Consider the following 16,748-nt stretch of genomic DNA (forward strand, 5'->3'; position numbering starts at 1 on the left):
GCACGGAGGCCGTCGTGATCCGCCACCTGGTCCTGTTCAAGCTCAACGAGGGCGTCGCGCGCGACGACGAGCGGGTCCTGGCCGGCGCACGCGCCTTCGCCGAACTGGGCAAGGCGATCCCGGAGCTGACGTTCTGGGAGTGCGGCTGGAACATCTCCGACCGCCCGATCGCCCACGACTTCGCGGTCAACTCGGCCGTCGCCAACGCCGACGACCTCAAGCGCTACCTGGAGCACCCGGCCCACCAGGCGGCCGCCGCCCAGTGGCGCGAATTCGCCACCTGGGTGATCGCCGACTACGAGTTCTAAACCGCGCCCGCGGCGACCCTCCACCGCCGCCCGCACCCCGGCCCCTCGCCCCCGGCGGGGGGCTTCGTCGTGCCCTCGGACCACCCTTCGCACCCCGCCCCGCACGACCCCCGTACGCCGCCAACTCTCTCTTCAACACGGCGTTATGGGGTGCTTGCACACAGTGCACATGTCTTGTGATGCTATGACCGCTTTTGCCGGATACATGCGATACGCGATACATGCAGCGATACCTGCACTGTGAAGGGTGGCGTGACCGTGACGGCCCGTACTGCGCCCAAGGCTCCGGCCCGCGAGAGCCGTAGCGCGGACACCCGGGCGCTGACGCAGGTGCTCTTCGCCGAGCTGGCGGGCCTGGAACCCGGCACCCCCGAGCACTCCCGCGTCCGTGCCGCGCTGATCGAGGCCAACCTCCCCCTGGTCCGCTACGCCGCGGCCCGCTTCCGCAGCCGCAACGAGCCCATGGAGGACGTGATCCAGGTCGGCACCATCGGCCTGATCAACGCCATCGACCGCTTCGACCCGGACCGCGGCGTGCAGTTCCCCACCTTCGCCATGCCCACCGTCGTCGGCGAGATCAAGCGCTACTTCCGCGACAACGTCCGCACCGTGCACGTCCCGCGCCGCCTCCACGAGCTGTGGGTGCAGGTCAACGGCGCCACCGAGGACCTCACGGTGCTGCACGGCCGCTCCCCCACCACCGCGGAGATCGCCGAGCGCCTCAAGATCGGCGAGGACGAGGTGCTGGCCTGCCTGGAGGCCGGCCGCTCGTACCACGCCACGTCGCTGGAGGCCGCCCAGGAGGGCGACGGACTGCCCGGCCTGCTGGACCGCCTCGGCTACGAGGACCCCGAACTCGCCGGCGTGGAACACCGGGACCTCGTCCGGCACCTCCTCGTCCAACTCCCCGAGCGCGAGCAGCGCATCCTCCTGCTCCGTTACTACAGCAATCTGACGCAGTCACAGATCAGCGCGGAGCTCGGGGTTTCGCAGATGCACGTGTCCCGGCTACTGTCGCGGAGCTTCGCCCGACTGCGATCCGCAAACAGGATCGACGCCTAACCGGCACGGGCGACCCGTTCCTGCACGGATATGTCGACAAGACGCTACAGCGTGTTGCCGACATGTGACATTCTGCAGGAACCGCGTTTGCCGTGGTGCTGCCTCCGGTATTCAGGTGGAGGTACGACTCCTCGGTCCACCCTGGGCCGGGGGCGCCGCAGCGACCCGTCCGCGACCTCAAGGGGGTGGCATGTCCGTAGAACTGGGCAGCTCAAAGGTGCTTCCCGCGATTCCCGCGCCAGCACCACACGTGCATGACGACGTCGACGCCATCAACACCCGCTCGCTCTCCCGGTCCCTGTTCCTGCGGCTCGCCACGCTCGACAAGGACTCCACGGAGCGCGCGTACGTGCGCGACACGCTCATCGAACTCAACCTCCCGCTCGTGCGCTACGCCGCGGCCCGCTTCCGCAGCCGCAACGAGCCCATGGAAGACATCGTCCAGGTCGGCACCATCGGCCTGATCAAAGCCATCGACCGTTTCGATTGCGAACGCGGGGTGGAATTCCCGACGTTCGCGATGCCGACCGTGGTCGGCGAGATCAAGCGCTTCTTCCGCGACACGTCCTGGTCCGTCCGCGTCCCGCGCCGCCTCCAGGAGCTCCGGCTGGCCCTCACCAAGGCCAGCGACGAGCTCTCCCAGAAGCTGGACCGGTCGCCGACGGTGCCCGAACTCGCCCTGTGCCTGGGGGTGTCGGAGGAGGACGTCGTCGACGGCCTGGCGGTCGGCAACGCCTACACCGCCTCCTCGCTCGACTCCCCCTCGCCCGAGGACGACGGCGGCGAGGGCTCCCTCGCGGACCGCCTCGGCTACGAGGACAGCGCGCTGGAGGGCGTCGAGTACCGCGAGTCCCTCAAGCCGCTGCTGGCCAAACTCCCGCCCAGGGAACGGCAGATCATCATGCTGCGGTTCTTCGCCAACATGACGCAGTCCCAGATCGGCGAGGAGGTCGGCATCTCCCAGATGCACGTCTCCCGGCTGCTCACCCGCACGCTGTCGCAGCTGCGCGAGGGACTCATCTCGGACTGAGGAACGGTCCGCCGAGGGGCAGTCGGCAACAGCCGCTCCGGGTCGCTCGGCGGACAGCAAGGGGAGAGCGCACCGCGCAACGATGCCGGTCCGGCTCCGCACCACCGGCCGCGCGCCGTGACCCCAGACCCCACTTCGCGCGCCAACTCACGCCCACACCTTCACACTTGACGTTGCGTCAGGAACACTGACCCCCAGCCCTCGCTGGGAGGTACCCCATGACGCGACGGACCATGACTGTTGCCTCCGCCTCGGCGGCCGTGTGCTGCCTGGGCGCCCTCCTCACCGGCTGCGGCAGCGCGGCCGGCTCCGGCTATGCCGCGGTAGGCGCGGCCGGCCCCTCGGACGGCGCCGCACCGACGCGCGCCGCGCACCCACCGGGGCGCGTCCAACTGACGCCCCTGGACGGCGACAGCGGCGGCAACGACGCCACCGCACACCCCCGCCCGCCCACCGGCCCGGGTGGCGACGCCCCCTCCCCCGGCGCGACGAGCGCCGCCCCACCGCCGAGCCCGGCCGACCCACCGGCCGCCCCGCCCGCGAGCCCCACCCCGGGCCAGGACTCCAACTCGGCTCCCCCACCCACCGGTTCACCCGGCCCGCCGCCCACCTCCCCTTCCCCCACACCGCCCTCCCCGACCATCCCGGCCGGCCCGGACGCCCCCGCCGGCCTGGTCGTCGGCAAGCCCGCGCTCGCCGACACCGACGTCCGCTGGTGCCAACGGATCACCATCGACTTCCTCAACACCGGCCCCCAACCGGTCACCACCGGCACCGTCGCCTTCGGCAGCCACGTCATCGGCCCCCTCGGCGTCGACTGGGCAACCCTCCACTCCACCCGCCCGCTCCCGCTCCCCCTCACCCCCGGCAAGCCGAAGACCGCCACCTGGCGGGTGTGCGTGGACGCCTGGCGGGTCCCCCTGGGCATGCACCTGGACACCAAGGAGGTGACCTTCAAGTGGAAGTAGCGGGCGGTGAGTTGGCGCTCATTGCCGATGCTTTTCGGCCAATTGCCGACGACAACGAGCGGTGCACGAGGAGCCCTTGAGCGACCGCCCGTCCACCGCTACGCCTCCACGTCGTACTCCAGCACGTACGCGGCCGAGTCCAGGATCATCTCGTTGACCTCCACGGGGCGGCCGCCGTCCGCAAAGGCGGTGCGGACGATGACGATCACGGGCGTGCCCGCGCCGAGCCTCAGCCGGTCCGCCTCGACCGGGGCCGGCGTCCTCTTGGGCGATCGCCGCGCGGGCGCCGGCGCCTCGGTGACGCTGACCTGATCGACGACCAGCTCCCGGTCACCGATGTCGGCCGCCCAGATGGACCGCCCTTCTCCCCACTGCTCGCGCGCCAGACGTTGAACACCCCGTCGCCGCAGCAGCGTTGGCCGGCGGCCGTTGCCGTTGCCGTTGGTAGTCATACGGCCTCCCCTCCGGGGCTATAGGTGCCCCGGTTGGCGTGGCGGCTCACGCGGTGGGTGGCAGCGTCCGCGAGGGGAGCGGGCGCGGCCTCGGCGAAATCCCACTCGAAATGGCGATGAGTCCCGTGGGGTGTGGCGGTCGATACAGAGGGCGGCTCGTTTCGAGTCGTCAATCGACCGCAGTCGTCCGGGGGTCCGGACCCGTCATCAGGAGTGCGTCATGCCGCAGATCACGCCCAGCCTCTGGTTCGACACTCAGGGGCTGGAGGCCGCCGAGTTCTACTGCTCGGTGTTTCCGAACTCGGAGATCAGGAACGTCACGCATTACACGGAGGCGGGGCCGCGGCCGGCCGGGACCGTGTTGACCGTGGAATTCGTGCTGGACGGGCGGGAGTTCATCGCGATCAACGGCGGGCCGCAGTTCACCTTCGACGAGGCGGTCTCGTTCGCCGTGAGCTGCGCCGATCAGGAGGAGATCGACTACTACTGGGGCCGGCTCTCCGAGGGCGGCGAGGAGGGGCCCTGCGGCTGGCTCAAGGACAAGTACGGGCTGTCCTGGCAGATCACGCCCGAGGGGATGGCCGAGATCCTCAACGACTCCGATCGGGGCCGCGCGACGCGCGTGATGCAGGCCGTGTTGGGGATGCGGAAGCTGGACATCGCGGCGATGGAGGCGGCCGCGAAGGGGTGAGTTGCGGAGCGGGGGAGGGCCCGCCGTCGAGGGGCTTAGGGGCCGGTGCGGCGTCGGACTCGGCGGCGGGGGTGGCTCGTTGGGCGCGGGCGGGCGTCGGGCGGTGGTCGACGCCCCGGCCTTCGCGGACCGTCAGCCCAGTGCCAGCCAGGCCGCGGCGGCCACCACCACGAGGGCGACGACCACGCCGACGATCAGGCCGACGCGGGGGCCGCTCGATGCCGGCTGGGGGGCGGGGGCCCGACGGGTGCCCTGGGGGGCGCCGGCCTGGGGTGTGCCGCCCTCGTTGACGAAGGCTTGGAACATCTGCGTGCTGCCCGCCGGGTCGTAGTTGCCGTCGGCCTGGTGCTGCGGGTTGGTCGCCATGGGGAAGGACCCTAGCGAACCCCGGCCCGGGGGGCACCCCTGGGGCGCGTATCCTGCGCGCGCGTGCGGGGGCGGGGGGAAGTGGGGGCGGTGGGCGCGCTCACGGAGCGGTAAGTCGTCGATCACGGGGCGGAGTTGCGGCGCTTACGGGGCGTGCGGCGGGGCGTACGTGGCGTGAGGGCGGCGGCGGGCGCCGAGGGGCAGGGTGGCGCAAAGGGTGCAGGGACGGCGACGGGCGGCTCGCGTACCGCATTGACCAGCACCTTTACGTCGCAAGACGGTTTTGTTGACTCGTGACTGGCTCAGACTTTGCGTTTCCTATGCCCTGGCGGCCCCCAAATCGTTTGCCTTCAGCAACCAACTTTGCCTATGGTTGCCCCAAGCAACAAAACACCGCGAAGGTTGCGCAGGTGAAGAGGCGTGGAGGAGCCGGTGGCCGCTCACAGTCAGTACGAAGAGCTGGCCCGGCAACTCAGCGCCGTCGGGGCCGTCAAGCGGGAAATGGGGCGGATCCTGCCCCAGGACTGCCCGCCGGCGTCGGCCGGGGTGCTCACGCTCCTCGACCGGCACGGCGAGATGCGGATGAGCCAGCTGGCCGAGCTGCTCGCGATCGACATGTCGGTGACCAGCCGGCACGTCGCGCACGTCGCTGAGCGCGGCTGGATCGAGCGGAAGCCCGATCCGGCGGACAAGCGGTCACGGCTGCTGCGACTGACCCCGAAGGGCAGGGAGCTCCTGGCGGAGCTCTCCGAGCGCTACACCCAGACGCTCGCCCGGTACTTGGATGACTGGACCGACACCGACGTCGGGCACCTTGTCGAGCTGCTCGCCAGGCTCCGCACGAGCTTCGGCGACTGCCGCACCCGGGCACCTCACGAATCCCCCACCACCACCCGCACTCCCGCAGCCGGATGAGAAGCGAAGTAAAGGAAGTAAGGAACCACATGGCTACGACCTCACCAGCCGGTGTGCGGGGCGGGCATGCCAAGCATGGGGGCGGCCACGGCGCTTCCCATGACGGCCCCATGACGCACCGTCAGATAATGGAGGCGCTGTCCGGGCTGCTGCTCGGCATGTTCGTCGCCATCCTGTCGTCGACGATCGTCTCCAACGCGCTGCCGCACATCATCCACGACCTCGGCGGCGGGCAGAGCGCCTACACCTGGGTCGTCACCGCCTCGCTGTTGGCCATGACGGCGACCACGCCGCTGTGGGGCAAGCTCTCCGACCTGTTCAGCAAGAAGCTGCTCGTGCAGGTGGCGCTGATCATTTACGTCGGCGGGTCGGTGGTCGCGGGGCTGTCGCAGAACACCGGGATGCTGATCGCCTGCCGCGTGGTGCAGGGCATCGGCGTGGGCGGTCTGTCCGCACTGGCGCAGATCGTGATGGCCGCGATGATCTCCCCGCGGGAGCGCGGGCGGTACAGCGGTTACCTGGGCGCGACCTTCGCCGTCGCGACCGTCGGCGGGCCGCTGCTCGGCGGCGTCATCACCGACACCAGCTGGCTCGGCTGGCGCTGGTGCTTCTACGTCGGCGTGCCGTTCGCGGTGATCGCGCTGATCGTGCTCCAGAAGACGCTGAAGCTGCCGGTGATCAAGCGCGAGGGCGTCAAGGTCGACTGGGCCGGCTCGTTCTTCATCGCCGCCGCGGTCACCCTGCTGCTGGTGTGGGTCACGCTGGCCGGCAAGAACTACGACTGGATCTCCTGGCAGACCTACGCGATGGTCGGCGGCGCGATCCTGCTCGCCCTCGTCTTCGTGGTCGTGGAGACCAAGGTCGAACAGCCGCTGATCCCGCTGCGGTTGTTCCGGAACAAGACGATCACGCTGGCCGCCGTCGCCTCGCTGTTCGTCGGCGTCTCGATGTACAGCGGCACGGTCTTCTTCTCGCAGTACTTCCAGCTCGCGCACGGCAAGACCCCGACGATGTCCGGCGTCATGACCATCCCGATGGTGATGGGCCTGTTCCTGTCGTCGATGATCTCCGGCCAGATCATCACCCGCACCGGCCGCTGGAAGATCTTCCTCGTCAGCGGTGGCGTGCTGCTCACCGCCGGCCTTGGCCTGCTGGGCACGCTGCGCGCGGACACCCCGTACTGGCACTCGGCGATCTACATGGCGCTGATGGGCCTCGGCGTCGGCATGATGATGCAGAACCTGGTGCTGGCGACCCAGAACCAGGTCGCGCCCCAAGACATCGGATCCGCCAGCTCGTTGGTGACGTTCTTCCGTACCCTCGGTGGTGCGGTGGGCGTCTCGGCGCTCGGCGCGGCGCTCGCCAACCGGGTCACGCACTACGTGACCGACGGTCTGACGGCCCTCGGGCCCAAGGCCGCCGCGGCGGCGAGCCACGGTGGCGGCAGCAGCGAGGGCATTCCCGACCTGTCGACGCTGCCGGCCCCGATCCGGTCGATCATGGAGGACGCCTACGGACACGGCGTCGGCGATGTCTTCCTCTACGCCGCCCCGTGCGCTCTTCTCGCCCTGATCCTCACCCTGTTCATCAAGGAGGTCGCCTTGCGCAGCAAGTCCGGTACGGAGCGCGCCCTCGCCGCTGATGGCGAAGGCGACACGGCCCAGTCCCCCGCGGCGGCCCAGGCGCCGGCCCCGCTCGCCTCGTCCGCCGAGGCGCCCGCCGCCCCGGTGGAAGAGCGCGAACCGGCCCTGGTCGGCGCCGCCCCGTCCATATCCGACGACGACGGGCTGCACACCCCGTCGTGGGCCCAGTCCGCCCCGGCGGCCCAGCCCCTGGCGGCGTTCGCGTCCGCCGGCGGCGGTGACGCCACCCCGGGCGGCCCCTCGATCCACGGCTTCGTCCGCAACGCCGACGGCCACCCGGTGCCCCGCTCCGCGGTCACCCTGATCTCGCTCAGCGGCCGGCAGTTGGGCCGCTCGGTCGCCCAGGCCAACGGCTCGTACGCGCTGCAGGCCCCCGGCGCCGGCTCCTACGTGCTGATCGCGGCGGCCGACGGCCACCAGCCGCAGGCGTCCACGGTCGTCGTCGGCGAGGCGCCGCACGGCTTCGACATCCTGCTCAGCGGCACCAGCGGGCTGCTCGGCCAGGTGCGCAGCGCGGTCACCGGCGAGCCGGTGAGCGGCGCGATGGTCGTGGTCACCGACGTCCGCGGCGAGGTGCTGGCCACCGGGCAGACCTCCCCCGAGGGCTCCTTCTCCTTCGGTGAGCTGGCCCCCGGCACCTACACCATCGCCGTCAACGCGGCCACCTTCCGGCCCACCGCGCAGCCGGTCGAGGTCGGCGGCCAGGGCACCACCCGCACCGAGATCGAGCTGCTGTCGGGCGCCCGGGTGCAGGGCGTCGTGCGGGCCGGGGCCAACCGCGCCCCGCTGGCCGACGCCCGGGTCACCCTGGTCGACGCGGCGGGCAACGTCGTGGCCACCTCCACCACCGGCGACGACGGCGCCTACGCCTTCACCGACCTGGACGCCGGCGACTACACGGTCATCGCGAGCGGCTACCCGCCGATCGCCGCCGGCCTGGTCGTCGACGCCCGCGGGGTGGACGGCTACGACGTCCAGCTCGCCCACCCCGGGGACTGATCCCGGGCCCGGGCCGCGCGAGAGCGGCGGCCCGGGCACAAGACCCCGGACCGGGGCGCGCGTTGAGCGGAGACGCGCCCCGGCCCGGACCCCAGGACTCCGGCGGCGGCGCTGCGCACAGGCAGGGGACGGCCTGCACACCGCCGCCGGGGTCCGCCCCCACCACCGACCGGCCGGGGAACGGCATCCACCGGGGCCGGACGCGGTGGCGCACCCGGGCCAACGGCCCGGCCCCCGGCGGCAGTCGGGGGAGCTCACACGGACACAGGCACGGACAGGAACGGTACGGGCCGCACCTCAGCGGCACGCACCGGCACTGAACGGGAGAGGCACCTACATGACTTCGACGGGCGCGGGAGCTGCGGGCGTACGGGCGCAGGTCCGCACGCGGGACGGCTGGGCGGTACAGCACGCCGTGCTGACCGTCACCGACATGACGGGCGCGCAGGTGCTGCGCGCGGGCGCCGACGAGGACGGTGCGGTGCGCAGCGCGGAGCCGCTGCCCGCCGGCCCGTACACGGTCATCGTGACCGCCGTCGGCTACGCACCGGTCGCCTCCAGCGCGATCGTCACGGCCAGCGGCCGGATGGACGTCGGCACCATCGTGCTGGCCCGCCAGGGCGGTGTGGAGCTGCCGCCGCCCGGCCCCTGGACCATCGACCCGATGCACTCCACGGTGGCCGCGGTCGCCCAGCACCTGGGGATCTCCAGCGTGCACGGCCGGTTCACCGAGTTCAGCGGCCGGATCGTGATAGCCGAGGACGTCGAGCAGTCCCGCGTGGAGGCGGTCATCAACGCCGCCTCGATCGACACCGGCAACGGCATGCGCGACGGCCACCTGCGCAACGACGACTTCCTCGACGTCGAGGTGTACCCGCAGATCAGCTACCGCAGCAACGGCCTGACGCCGGCCGGCCCGGACCGCTGGACGGTGCACGGCGAGCTGTCGCTGCGCGGCGTGGTCCGCCCGGTCGACCTCGACCTGAGCTACCTCGGCACCGGCCCGGACCCGTGGGGCGGCGTCCGCGCGGCGTTCCGCGCCACCGCCGAACTGCACCGCGAGGACTTCAAGATGAACTACAACCAGGTGGTGGCCGCCGGCATCGCGGCGATCGGCACCACCCTGAAGGTCGAACTGGACATCCAGGCCGTCCAGGGCGAGAGCCTGCCGATGGCCTGATCTGGTCGGTGGGTTGGGGGTCTGGCCGGTGGGTTGGGGTCTGCTCGGCGCCCCGGGGGCTGGAACGGCGCTTTGACGGACCCTCTTCACGACGCCTTGACGGCCTCGTTCCCGACGCCTCGACGTGCGTCCGTGCGCGTGATGACCACAGGGCGGTCACGGTGGCAACCATGCCGCCGGGGCCGCCCGTTGGCTTGTGCGCCCGGGGTCGTACGCCGGCGGGCCCGCCCGAACTCACCCCGCGGCGATCTCCGCCCAGCGCGCGCCCGGAACCGCGGCGGCCAGCTCCCCCGCCGCCACCTCGATCGTCCGGTCCGGCCGGCCGCTCCCGCAGTGCACGGTCCCCATGTGGGCCACCGCCGCGTCGAACACCACCACCGCCGCCCCGTCCGCCGACACCGGGCACACCCCGCCGGGCGCCATCCCCAGCGCCGCCAGCCGCGCCACCCCGGCCGGCGCCAGCTCCGCCCGCCGCACCCCGGCCGCCCGGGCCAACGCCCCGTACTTCAGCCGCGCGTGGCCGGGGAACGCCGCCAGCACCAGGTGCCCGTCGGCCGTCTCGAACGCCAGCGTCTTCACCGTCTCGGCCAGCGCCACCCCGAGCGCCGCACAGACCTCGGCCGGGTCGGCGCTGCCGGGGTGCTCGTGGACGGCGAAGGAGACGCCCCGGGCGGCCAGCAGCTCAACGGGCGTGGCGGGGACGGTCGTTGCGGCGGGGGTAGGTTCGGCGGCCATGGTCCGAGCGTAGTGGCCGGAAATCAACGGACGACTCCCGGCCAGCGCATCCCGGCCACGGCATCCCGGCCACGGATCGGCTAGGGCATGTCCGCCCTACGACCGCAGCGCCTCCCGGGGCTCCGGGGCCGTTGCCGCGCCCTCCCACACCGCCAGGAACGCCAGCCGCAGGCAGGCCGCGAGGGCGGGGTGCTCGATGACCAGGGCGGTGGTGGAGCCGGCGCCGGCGACCGGGTCGGGCATGTCGCAGAGCACCAACGAGGCGTCCGCGATGACGAGTTTGAGCGGCAGGTCGTCGGTGAAGCGGGCCTCCTCGCCGGCGGCGGCGAAGCTGCGGACGTTGGCGAGCATGCCGGCGTCCTCCAGGGCGCCGGAGGTGTAGATCGCCCGTATGGTGCCGCCGGCGCGGTGCAGCCGGCGGGCCGCCCTGATGCCCTCGGCGTTCTCCGCCGGGGCGACGAACGGCGGCTTGCAGAAGCTCAACAGCTCACGGCGGGCCTGCCGTTGGATGTCGGCGAACCGCTCGGAGATCACCGCGGGATCGCGCAGCACCTCCACGTAGTCGAGCGGATCGGAGTGGCCGCGGCCGTCCGCCCACAGCGGCTGGAGGGCGGCGGCCAGGGTGCCGGAGGCGCGCTCCAGCCGTTCCAGGGACTCCCGTTGCAGCGCCATCAGCCGGGTGACGGCAAGCTCGGGCGCGACGGCCGAATACGTCGCCACCCGGCCCGCGTGCGCGTTGGCCAACCGGCGGCGGACGAGGGCGTCCAGCACGTCGTACACCCGCTGGCGCGGCACGTCCGCCTCGCGGGCCACCTCGGCGGCGGTGAACGACTCGCGCTTGACCAGGGCGAGGTAGACCCGCGCCTCGTACCGGGCCAACCCCAGCGCGACCAGGTTGCCGACCGCGTCCTCTTCCCACTCCATGGGGCACAAGGTAGCCGCCCCATCGAGGTGACGGGCCGTTGTCCACAGGGGAGTTGGCACCGGACCAGGGGAAGGCTTTGCCGTAACCCGGTGTCCCTTTGACGGTGTGTTCACTACGTTCCTAGAAAGCCACCACTGACCGGGGTGGCACCTACCGAGTGCACGTGCGCGACGCACCACCGGAGTTGCTCTCATGCCCCACGGGGGGCTGGACGCCCCATCCGCACCATGACGACCCATCACGGGATGTCATGTGCGCGACAGGACGTCCAGGTGCGCAACTCCGGGGCGGGCTCCCCCCACGGACCTCCGCCGCCGGCACCACCCGCACCACGGCACGACCGCGCCACAGCACCGCACCGGCACCCCCCCCCACCCGGCTGTCGCACCACGTCGGCCGCCGGCCCCTCTCCCCCACGGAGGTCAATCCCTTGCCTTCCCTGCGAAAGAGCACGGCGGACAGCGACAGAGCGGACCGCTCCCGAGGACTGCTGCGCCGGGGCGCCCCCGCGCTGCTCTCGGCAGCCACCCTCATCGTCGGCGGCCTGATCGCCGCCGTCCCGGCGGGCGCCGCCCCGGCCCCGGCCGCCCCGCACGCGTCCCCCTCCGCGTCCGGTACCGCCGCCGTCCCCACCCACCGCCTCTGCGCCCAGCCGACCAAGCCCGGCGTCATGGCGTGCAACTCGGTGGCCCGTACGGACGTCAAGCAGAGCCTGGCCCTCGCCCCGCACGCGACCCCCTCCGGCCTCGGCCCCAGCGACCTGCAGAGCGCCTACAAACTGCCCAAGACGGGCGGTTCGGGCCAGACGGTCGCGATCGTCGACGCCTACGACGACCCCAACGCCGAGAAGGACCTGGCGACCTACCGCAAGCAGTACGGCCTGCCGGACTGCACCACCGCCAACGGCTGCTTCAAGAAGGTCGACCAGAACGGCGGCACCAAGTACCCCAAGGCCGACGCGGGTTGGGCCGGTGAGATCTCGCTCGACGTCGACATGGTCAGCGCGGCCTGCCCCTCGTGCCACATCCTGCTGGTCGAGGCCAACAGCGCCAACATGCCCGACCTGGGTGCCGCGGTGAACCGCGCGGTCACCATGGGCGCCAAGTACGTCTCCAACAGCTACGGCGGCGGCGAGGACTCCACGGACGCCACCTCCGACACCCAGTACTTCAAGCACCCGGGCGTCGCGATCACCGTCAGCTCCGGTGACAGCGGCTACGGCGTGGAGTACCCGGCGGCCTCGCAGTACGTCACCGCGGTCGGCGGCACCTCGCTGAAGAAGGACAGCTCCACTCGCGGGTGGAGCGAGTCGGTGTGGGGCGCCAGCGCGGGCGGCAACGGCGCCGGCTCCGGCTGCTCCAAGTACGACGCCAAGCCGGCCTGGCAGAAGGACACCGGCTGCGCCAAGCGGACCGTCGCGGACGTGGCGGCGGTCGCCGACCCGGCCACCGGCCTCGCGGTCTACGACAGCTACCAGGCCAGCGGCTGGAACGTCTACGGCGGCACCAGCGCGTCCTCCCCGTTCATCGCCGGCGTCTACGCCCTGGCGGGCGCCCCGGGTTCGGGCGACACCCCGGCCTCGTACCCGTACAGCCACGCCTCCTCGCTGAACGACGTCACCAGCGGCGCCAACGGCTCCTGCAACCCGTCGTACCTCTGCACGGCGGGCAAGGGCTACGACGGCCCGACCGGCCTCGGCACCCCGAACGGCACCGCGGCCTTCACCAAGTAACCCACCCACCGGCGACCTGACCCACCCCTGGGCAGGGCCACCCCCCGACCGTCGCAGCCCGGCGCCCGTCCAACGAACCGGGCTGCGACGCCCCACCTGCCCCCGGACCGTCCCGAACGGTCCGGGGGCACGCTTTGTTCCGTGCAACGGACAGTCCAGTCGGCCTGGTTGTCGAGTTGCCCATCAGGACACCGGCCCGGAGCCGCAGCCGATGAAGCACGACGAAGGGCATAACTCTCGTCTGAGATGCTGGACGCCACCAGGCGAGAGAGGCGGCGTTCATGCAGTGGAAAACCCATGGCGAACGGCAGATCTACACGAATCCCTGGGTGAACCTGTGCCTCGTGGACGTTCAGCAACCCGACGGACGCCGTTGGGAGCACCACGTCGTCAGACTGCGACACCTGGCGGTGGCCGCCGTGCTCAATGACAGACGTGAGGTTCTGATGATGTGGCGGCACCGCTTCATCACGGATACCTGGGCATGGGAGTTGCCCATGGGGCTCATAGAGGAAGGGGAGACCCCCGAGGAAGCAGCGTCCCGTGAGGTTCTTGAGGAGACCGGATGGCGCCCAGAGCCGATGAAGCCCCTCATCTACGCGGAGCCGGCCAACGGGATCACGGATTCACAGCACCACGTCTTCCGTGCCGACGGGGCGACCTACGTGGGGCCACCCACCGAGAAGAACGAATCCGACCGCATCGAATGGATCCCGCTCGCCGACGTCCGGGGCATGATCGACCGCCACGAGATCGTGAGCAGCGGCTCCCTTGTCGGGCTCCTGTACCTCCTGATGGACGAAGCGGTCCGATAAGTCTCAGTTGGAGAGAACCTCCCTCAAACGCGCCTCGAACGCCACCACCGCGGGCTTCTGCCGGTAGGCGGCCAACTGACCGTGGAATTCCTTGAGATGGCTGGCCAGTCGCTCGGAGGCGACCGCAGATGTGCATTCGAGAGCCCCGGTAGCGGAGTGGCACGCCTGCTCCAACTTCCCCAGATTCAGCTGCGTGCGGGCCAGCCAGAAACCGTGGAAGGCGCGGCCTCGCCGATTGGCGCTGCTCTCCCGACGCATGGCCGCTGCGATCAGGGGCTCGGCGGTCGCAGCTTCTCCGAGCCGACCGTGAGCAATCCCGGTGTCCACAAGGAGCTTGGGCTCATCGAAGTAGGTCACCCACGCCGGGTCGGGGTCACTCGTGTCAATCCGTTCGAACTGCCGGTGCGCTTCGGAGATCGCCGCATGAGTGGCAGTTCGGCTGCCGACCGTGGCATGCGCGAACGCTTCCCGCATCGACAGCATGGAGAGAACACGCGGTGTCACACCGGACTTGGCCGTGCAAGCCGCGTCCTGTGCCGCATTGACCAGAGCTAATGCGTCCCCAGGCTTGTGTTGATAGGTCGCTTGCAAACTCATACAAGCCAGAACGTTGGCCATGAACCGCCTGTCGTCGATTTCCTTGGCCAGTTCCAAAGACTGTGTGAAATAGGCGCGCCCCTGGCTGTATTGGCGGGCATCGAAGTGCAGCCAACCGGTGAGGTGTGCGAGTTCGGCTGCAACTCCATACAGCTCATGTTTGGCGGAATTCGGCAGATTGCTCCGCAAGAGGCCTTCCACGTAACGCAGTTGGCCGACCACTGCCGGCCTCAGTGCCGCACCACCATGCTGATCGTCTCGCCGCCAGTAGTCCTCGATCGAGGACCGCAGGGCATGCAGAGTGGAACGACTCGGGGGCGCACCCGAAGTCAAGGCGAGGATGCTGTCCACCTCGGGGCTCGGCAGAACTGCCGTACTGGCCCGCTCCAGTTCTGCCGCCTGGGGGTCTGGCTCTCGCTCTGCCGCTTCGAGGGGCGCGGACGTCTCCCACGTGCGCCGGGCGAGCCCGACCATATGCCCGGGGATACGCAGCCCGTCAGCAACCCGTTCGATCACGTCCATGTGCCGCAACCTGCGCTGGCCGGCAACCACCTCAGCCACACGGCTCGGCGTCAGATCACACAGGCGCGCGATCATCGATGGATAGACACCCGCGTACCTCTTCATCAGGCGGAAGACCCTGCTGAAGTCCCTTACCCGACAGGCGTTGATCATCTCCGGATTGGTCAGCAGTCGGGCAGGAAGCTCGCGTGGACGGACCGGCTTCGGCATCAGGCAGGCTCCGATCGATGAGGGCTACGCATTGTCGTCGATTCGCCACCACCCGTGATGGTACCCAAGTTGGGTAATCAGCTGGGCCTTTGTCGGCGTCACCGCCGTCGCAATGCTTCTGTTCATCGCCGCCGGGCAAGCAGTCACGGTCGCTACAGCCCTTGCGGCGCGAGGCTCGATCACGCCCTGACAAGGAGGCTCACGATGCCCGAACCCAGCACCAGTTCACGTCCCTCGGCCGTTCTCTACATCTGCGTGGACCGCCGTCAGGACTCCTCCGGTCTCGCAGTGATGCGAGCGGTCTCCGAGGGGCACGGCTTCGCCGACCAACGCGACTTGCGGATCGTCACGCAGATCACCGACCCGTACGGCGAGCCGGTACCCCAGAAGCGGTCCGGCTGGTGCCAAGTCCGCGAACTGGCCGAGCGCGGGGAGATCTCCGTGGTCATCACCCGGTGGCCCAGTGCTCTGTCGCCGGACCATGAGCTGCGTTACCCGGAGCTGTATCACCTCGGTCGGCACGGTACGCAGGTGCTGTTCTCCTGGGCACCGTTGGCCGCGACGGCCAACGGTGATGCGGCGCTGATGGGCGGCCGGCATCCACGAGCGACACAGCCCCACCGTGGTCCGGCGTACTACCGGAACCACACCAAACATCGCAACGGCGACGATCGCGGCGGAGATACCTGCGCCGAGTGCGCCCAGCTTCGCTCCGAATTGGCCGCCGCCGAGGAGGCCCAGGATCGGGCGCGGGTGGTGGACTGCCGGGTGCTGTTGCGACGGCATCCGCTCCACGATGACGTGCCCGTTCCGGCGCGGTTTCCCCTCCAAGGGAGTTGAAGAGATGCTCGACCTCGTCCTGCGCGTCGTGGCGTGGCTGTTCCCGGCGCGCGGGCGGCACCGCGCCGGAGCCGTCGTCGCCCCCGCCGCCACCGCCCCGACCACCTCGCGTCCGAGGCACCTCCCGCGCCACAAGAGCCCGCACGCCTCGGAGTGCGCGGCCGACGCGCCCCTCCTCGACCCACCCGCCCCCGTGCGCCCCTACGTGCTCGCCGCACCGCACTGCCCGGCCGGCGGTGACCCGGCCAACAAGGCGCAGGCGGAGCGGCGTTGGGCGCTCTACCTGGCGGTGCGCGGGATCGACGTCGGGCCGACGCGGATTCACGGCGTCGAGGTTCCGTCAGGCGGCGGCAGCGTCCCAGTGGCGGCGTGAAATGACCGCGGCGGAACCGGGCCGGCAGTGGCCACCACTCTGCGGCGCGACGCGGCCCGAGGGCAGCAACAATCCGAGGCCGTGCGTTCGCGCGGCGCACGAGAACGGGACGCACATCGACCGGCAGGGGGTGGCCTGGTGGAGCGAGCGGAGTGACCGCACCGACCAACTCGTCAACGGAGAGAAGCCGTTCGGAGGGCGACCGGACGGCCACGGCGACCACCGGGCGCAGGGAGGCACAGGGTGAAGGCGCTCCCCACTAGGCGCCGCGCATCCCCGCCCGCGCGCCCGCGCGGGTGGGCGGGGGGGATCAGCCCCCCCCGGGGCTCGGCAGTGGCCCCCGGCCGTGGGCGTGTAGCTGTCTCTTATAAACAACTGAAGCGGC

The 16,748-nt window shown here is 71.0% G+C and carries 17 protein-coding genes; 12 read left to right on the forward strand and 5 right to left on the reverse strand.

The features are described 5' to 3' along the window. Positions 1–14: 14 nt before the first annotated feature. The 4 genes from ACFVFQ_RS33945 (at position 15) to ACFVFQ_RS33960 (ending at position 3,368) form a co-directional block, all read left to right on the forward strand. Complete coding sequence (locus ACFVFQ_RS33945) at positions 15–308, forward strand: Dabb family protein (protein WP_383423577.1); 294 nt, start codon at positions 15–17, stop codon at positions 306–308. A 252-nt stretch (positions 309–560) separates the two neighbouring features. Continuing rightward, positions 561–1,370 (forward strand): RNA polymerase sigma factor SigF, encoded by an 810-nt coding sequence (locus ACFVFQ_RS33950; RefSeq protein WP_066980274.1) that lies wholly within the window; start codon positions 561–563, stop codon positions 1,368–1,370. Positions 1,371–1,560: 190 nt separating this feature from the next. Next, positions 1,561–2,400 (forward strand): RNA polymerase sigma factor SigF, encoded by an 840-nt coding sequence (locus ACFVFQ_RS33955; protein WP_274914466.1) that lies wholly within the window; start codon positions 1,561–1,563, stop codon positions 2,398–2,400. 218 nt (positions 2,401–2,618) lie between these two features. Continuing rightward, positions 2,619–3,368 (forward strand): hypothetical protein, encoded by a 750-nt coding sequence (locus ACFVFQ_RS33960; RefSeq protein WP_383423579.1) that lies wholly within the window; start codon positions 2,619–2,621, stop codon positions 3,366–3,368. Between the two features lie 98 nt (positions 3,369–3,466). On the opposite strand, the gene ACFVFQ_RS33965 is transcribed toward ACFVFQ_RS33960, so the two are convergent. Then, positions 3,467–3,820, reverse strand: coding sequence for a UTRA domain-containing protein (locus ACFVFQ_RS33965; protein WP_383423581.1), 354 nt, complete (start codon positions 3,818–3,820; stop codon positions 3,467–3,469). A 220-nt stretch (positions 3,821–4,040) separates the two neighbouring features. Here ACFVFQ_RS33965 and ACFVFQ_RS33970 point away from each other — a divergent pair, with 220 nt between their 5' ends. Further along, complete coding sequence (locus tag ACFVFQ_RS33970) at positions 4,041–4,511, forward strand: VOC family protein (RefSeq protein ID WP_383423583.1); 471 nt, start codon at positions 4,041–4,043, stop codon at positions 4,509–4,511. Positions 4,512–4,643: 132 nt separating this feature from the next. Here ACFVFQ_RS33970 and ACFVFQ_RS33975 read toward each other — a convergent pair whose 3' ends face one another. Next, entirely contained in the window at positions 4,644–4,877 is a 234-nt protein-coding gene (locus ACFVFQ_RS33975; RefSeq protein ID WP_383423585.1) for a hypothetical protein, read from the reverse strand. 432 nt (positions 4,878–5,309) lie between these two features. On the opposite strand from ACFVFQ_RS33975, the gene ACFVFQ_RS33980 reads away from it, so the two are divergent. The 3 genes from ACFVFQ_RS33980 to ACFVFQ_RS33990 all read left to right on the forward strand — a co-directional run bounded on the left by ACFVFQ_RS33980 (position 5,310) and on the right by ACFVFQ_RS33990 (position 9,614). Next, on the forward strand, positions 5,310–5,792 hold the full coding sequence (locus ACFVFQ_RS33980; RefSeq protein WP_383423587.1) for a MarR family winged helix-turn-helix transcriptional regulator: 483 nt from the start codon (positions 5,310–5,312) through the stop codon (positions 5,790–5,792). Between the two features lie 29 nt (positions 5,793–5,821). Beyond that, on the forward strand, positions 5,822–8,434 hold the full coding sequence (locus tag ACFVFQ_RS33985; protein WP_383423589.1) for an MFS transporter: 2,613 nt from the start codon (positions 5,822–5,824) through the stop codon (positions 8,432–8,434). 337 nt (positions 8,435–8,771) lie between these two features. After that, positions 8,772–9,614: a YceI family protein gene (locus tag ACFVFQ_RS33990; RefSeq protein ID WP_376566340.1), complete on the forward strand. Its 843-nt coding sequence runs from the start codon at positions 8,772–8,774 to the stop codon at positions 9,612–9,614. Positions 9,615–9,848: 234 nt separating this feature from the next. On the opposite strand, the gene ACFVFQ_RS33995 is transcribed toward ACFVFQ_RS33990, so the two are convergent. Continuing rightward, positions 9,849–10,349, reverse strand: a complete 501-nt coding sequence (locus tag ACFVFQ_RS33995) for an aminoacyl-tRNA deacylase (protein ID WP_383423591.1) — start codon at positions 10,347–10,349, stop codon at positions 9,849–9,851. Positions 10,350–10,445: 96 nt separating this feature from the next. After that, positions 10,446–11,273, reverse strand: a complete 828-nt coding sequence (locus ACFVFQ_RS34000; protein ID WP_383423593.1) for a TrmB family transcriptional regulator — start codon at positions 11,271–11,273, stop codon at positions 10,446–10,448. A gap of 431 nt (positions 11,274–11,704) precedes the next feature. On the opposite strand from ACFVFQ_RS34000, the gene ACFVFQ_RS34005 reads away from it, so the two are divergent. Both ACFVFQ_RS34005 and ACFVFQ_RS34010 read left to right on the forward strand, forming a co-directional pair. Then, positions 11,705–13,006 (forward strand): peptidase S8, encoded by a 1,302-nt coding sequence (locus ACFVFQ_RS34005; RefSeq protein WP_383423595.1) that lies wholly within the window; start codon positions 11,705–11,707, stop codon positions 13,004–13,006. Positions 13,007–13,287: 281 nt separating this feature from the next. Further along, positions 13,288–13,821, forward strand: coding sequence for an NUDIX hydrolase (locus ACFVFQ_RS34010; RefSeq protein WP_383423597.1), 534 nt, complete (start codon positions 13,288–13,290; stop codon positions 13,819–13,821). Positions 13,822–13,824: 3 nt separating this feature from the next. On the opposite strand, the gene ACFVFQ_RS34015 is transcribed toward ACFVFQ_RS34010, so the two are convergent. Then, positions 13,825–15,150: a hypothetical protein gene (locus tag ACFVFQ_RS34015; RefSeq protein WP_383423599.1), complete on the reverse strand. Its 1,326-nt coding sequence runs from the start codon at positions 15,148–15,150 to the stop codon at positions 13,825–13,827. Between the two features lie 204 nt (positions 15,151–15,354). Here ACFVFQ_RS34015 and ACFVFQ_RS34020 point away from each other — a divergent pair, with 204 nt between their 5' ends. Next, a complete protein-coding gene (locus tag ACFVFQ_RS34020) occupies positions 15,355–15,990 on the forward strand; it encodes a hypothetical protein (protein ID WP_383423601.1) in 636 nt (211 codons plus the stop codon). Positions 15,991–15,994: 4 nt separating this feature from the next. Next, entirely contained in the window at positions 15,995–16,363 is a 369-nt protein-coding gene (locus ACFVFQ_RS34025) for a hypothetical protein (RefSeq protein ID WP_383423603.1), read from the forward strand. Positions 16,364–16,748: the final 385 nt, after the last annotated feature.

The organism is Streptomyces sp. NPDC057743 (assembly GCF_042798755.1).
Taxonomy (GTDB): domain Bacteria; phylum Actinomycetota; class Actinomycetes; order Streptomycetales; family Streptomycetaceae; genus Streptomyces.

Excerpts from the sequence above, each read along its gene's own strand:
- ACFVFQ_RS34020 (WP_383423601.1), top strand. The coding sequence starts at position 15,355 with ATGCCCGAACCCAGCACCAGTTCACGTCCCTCGGCCGTTCTCTACATC.
- ACFVFQ_RS34000 (WP_383423593.1), bottom strand. The coding sequence starts at position 11,273 with ATGGAGTGGGAAGAGGACGCGGTCGGCAACCTGGTCGCGCTGGGGTTG.
- ACFVFQ_RS34010 (WP_383423597.1), top strand. The coding sequence starts at position 13,288 with ATGCAGTGGAAAACCCATGGCGAACGGCAGATCTACACGAATCCCTGG.
- ACFVFQ_RS33970 (WP_383423583.1), top strand. The coding sequence starts at position 4,041 with ATGCCGCAGATCACGCCCAGCCTCTGGTTCGACACTCAGGGGCTGGAG.
- ACFVFQ_RS33985 (WP_383423589.1), top strand. The coding sequence starts at position 5,822 with ATGGCTACGACCTCACCAGCCGGTGTGCGGGGCGGGCATGCCAAGCAT.
- ACFVFQ_RS33975 (WP_383423585.1), bottom strand. The coding sequence starts at position 4,877 with ATGGCGACCAACCCGCAGCACCAGGCCGACGGCAACTACGACCCGGCG.
- ACFVFQ_RS34025 (WP_383423603.1), top strand. The coding sequence starts at position 15,995 with ATGCTCGACCTCGTCCTGCGCGTCGTGGCGTGGCTGTTCCCGGCGCGC.
- ACFVFQ_RS33955 (WP_274914466.1), top strand. The coding sequence starts at position 1,561 with ATGTCCGTAGAACTGGGCAGCTCAAAGGTGCTTCCCGCGATTCCCGCG.
- ACFVFQ_RS33990 (WP_376566340.1), top strand. The coding sequence starts at position 8,772 with ATGACTTCGACGGGCGCGGGAGCTGCGGGCGTACGGGCGCAGGTCCGC.
- ACFVFQ_RS34015 (WP_383423599.1), bottom strand. The coding sequence starts at position 15,150 with ATGCCGAAGCCGGTCCGTCCACGCGAGCTTCCTGCCCGACTGCTGACC.
- ACFVFQ_RS33960 (WP_383423579.1), top strand. The coding sequence starts at position 2,619 with ATGACGCGACGGACCATGACTGTTGCCTCCGCCTCGGCGGCCGTGTGC.
- ACFVFQ_RS33965 (WP_383423581.1), bottom strand. The coding sequence starts at position 3,820 with ATGACTACCAACGGCAACGGCAACGGCCGCCGGCCAACGCTGCTGCGG.
- ACFVFQ_RS33995 (WP_383423591.1), bottom strand. The coding sequence starts at position 10,349 with ATGGCCGCCGAACCTACCCCCGCCGCAACGACCGTCCCCGCCACGCCC.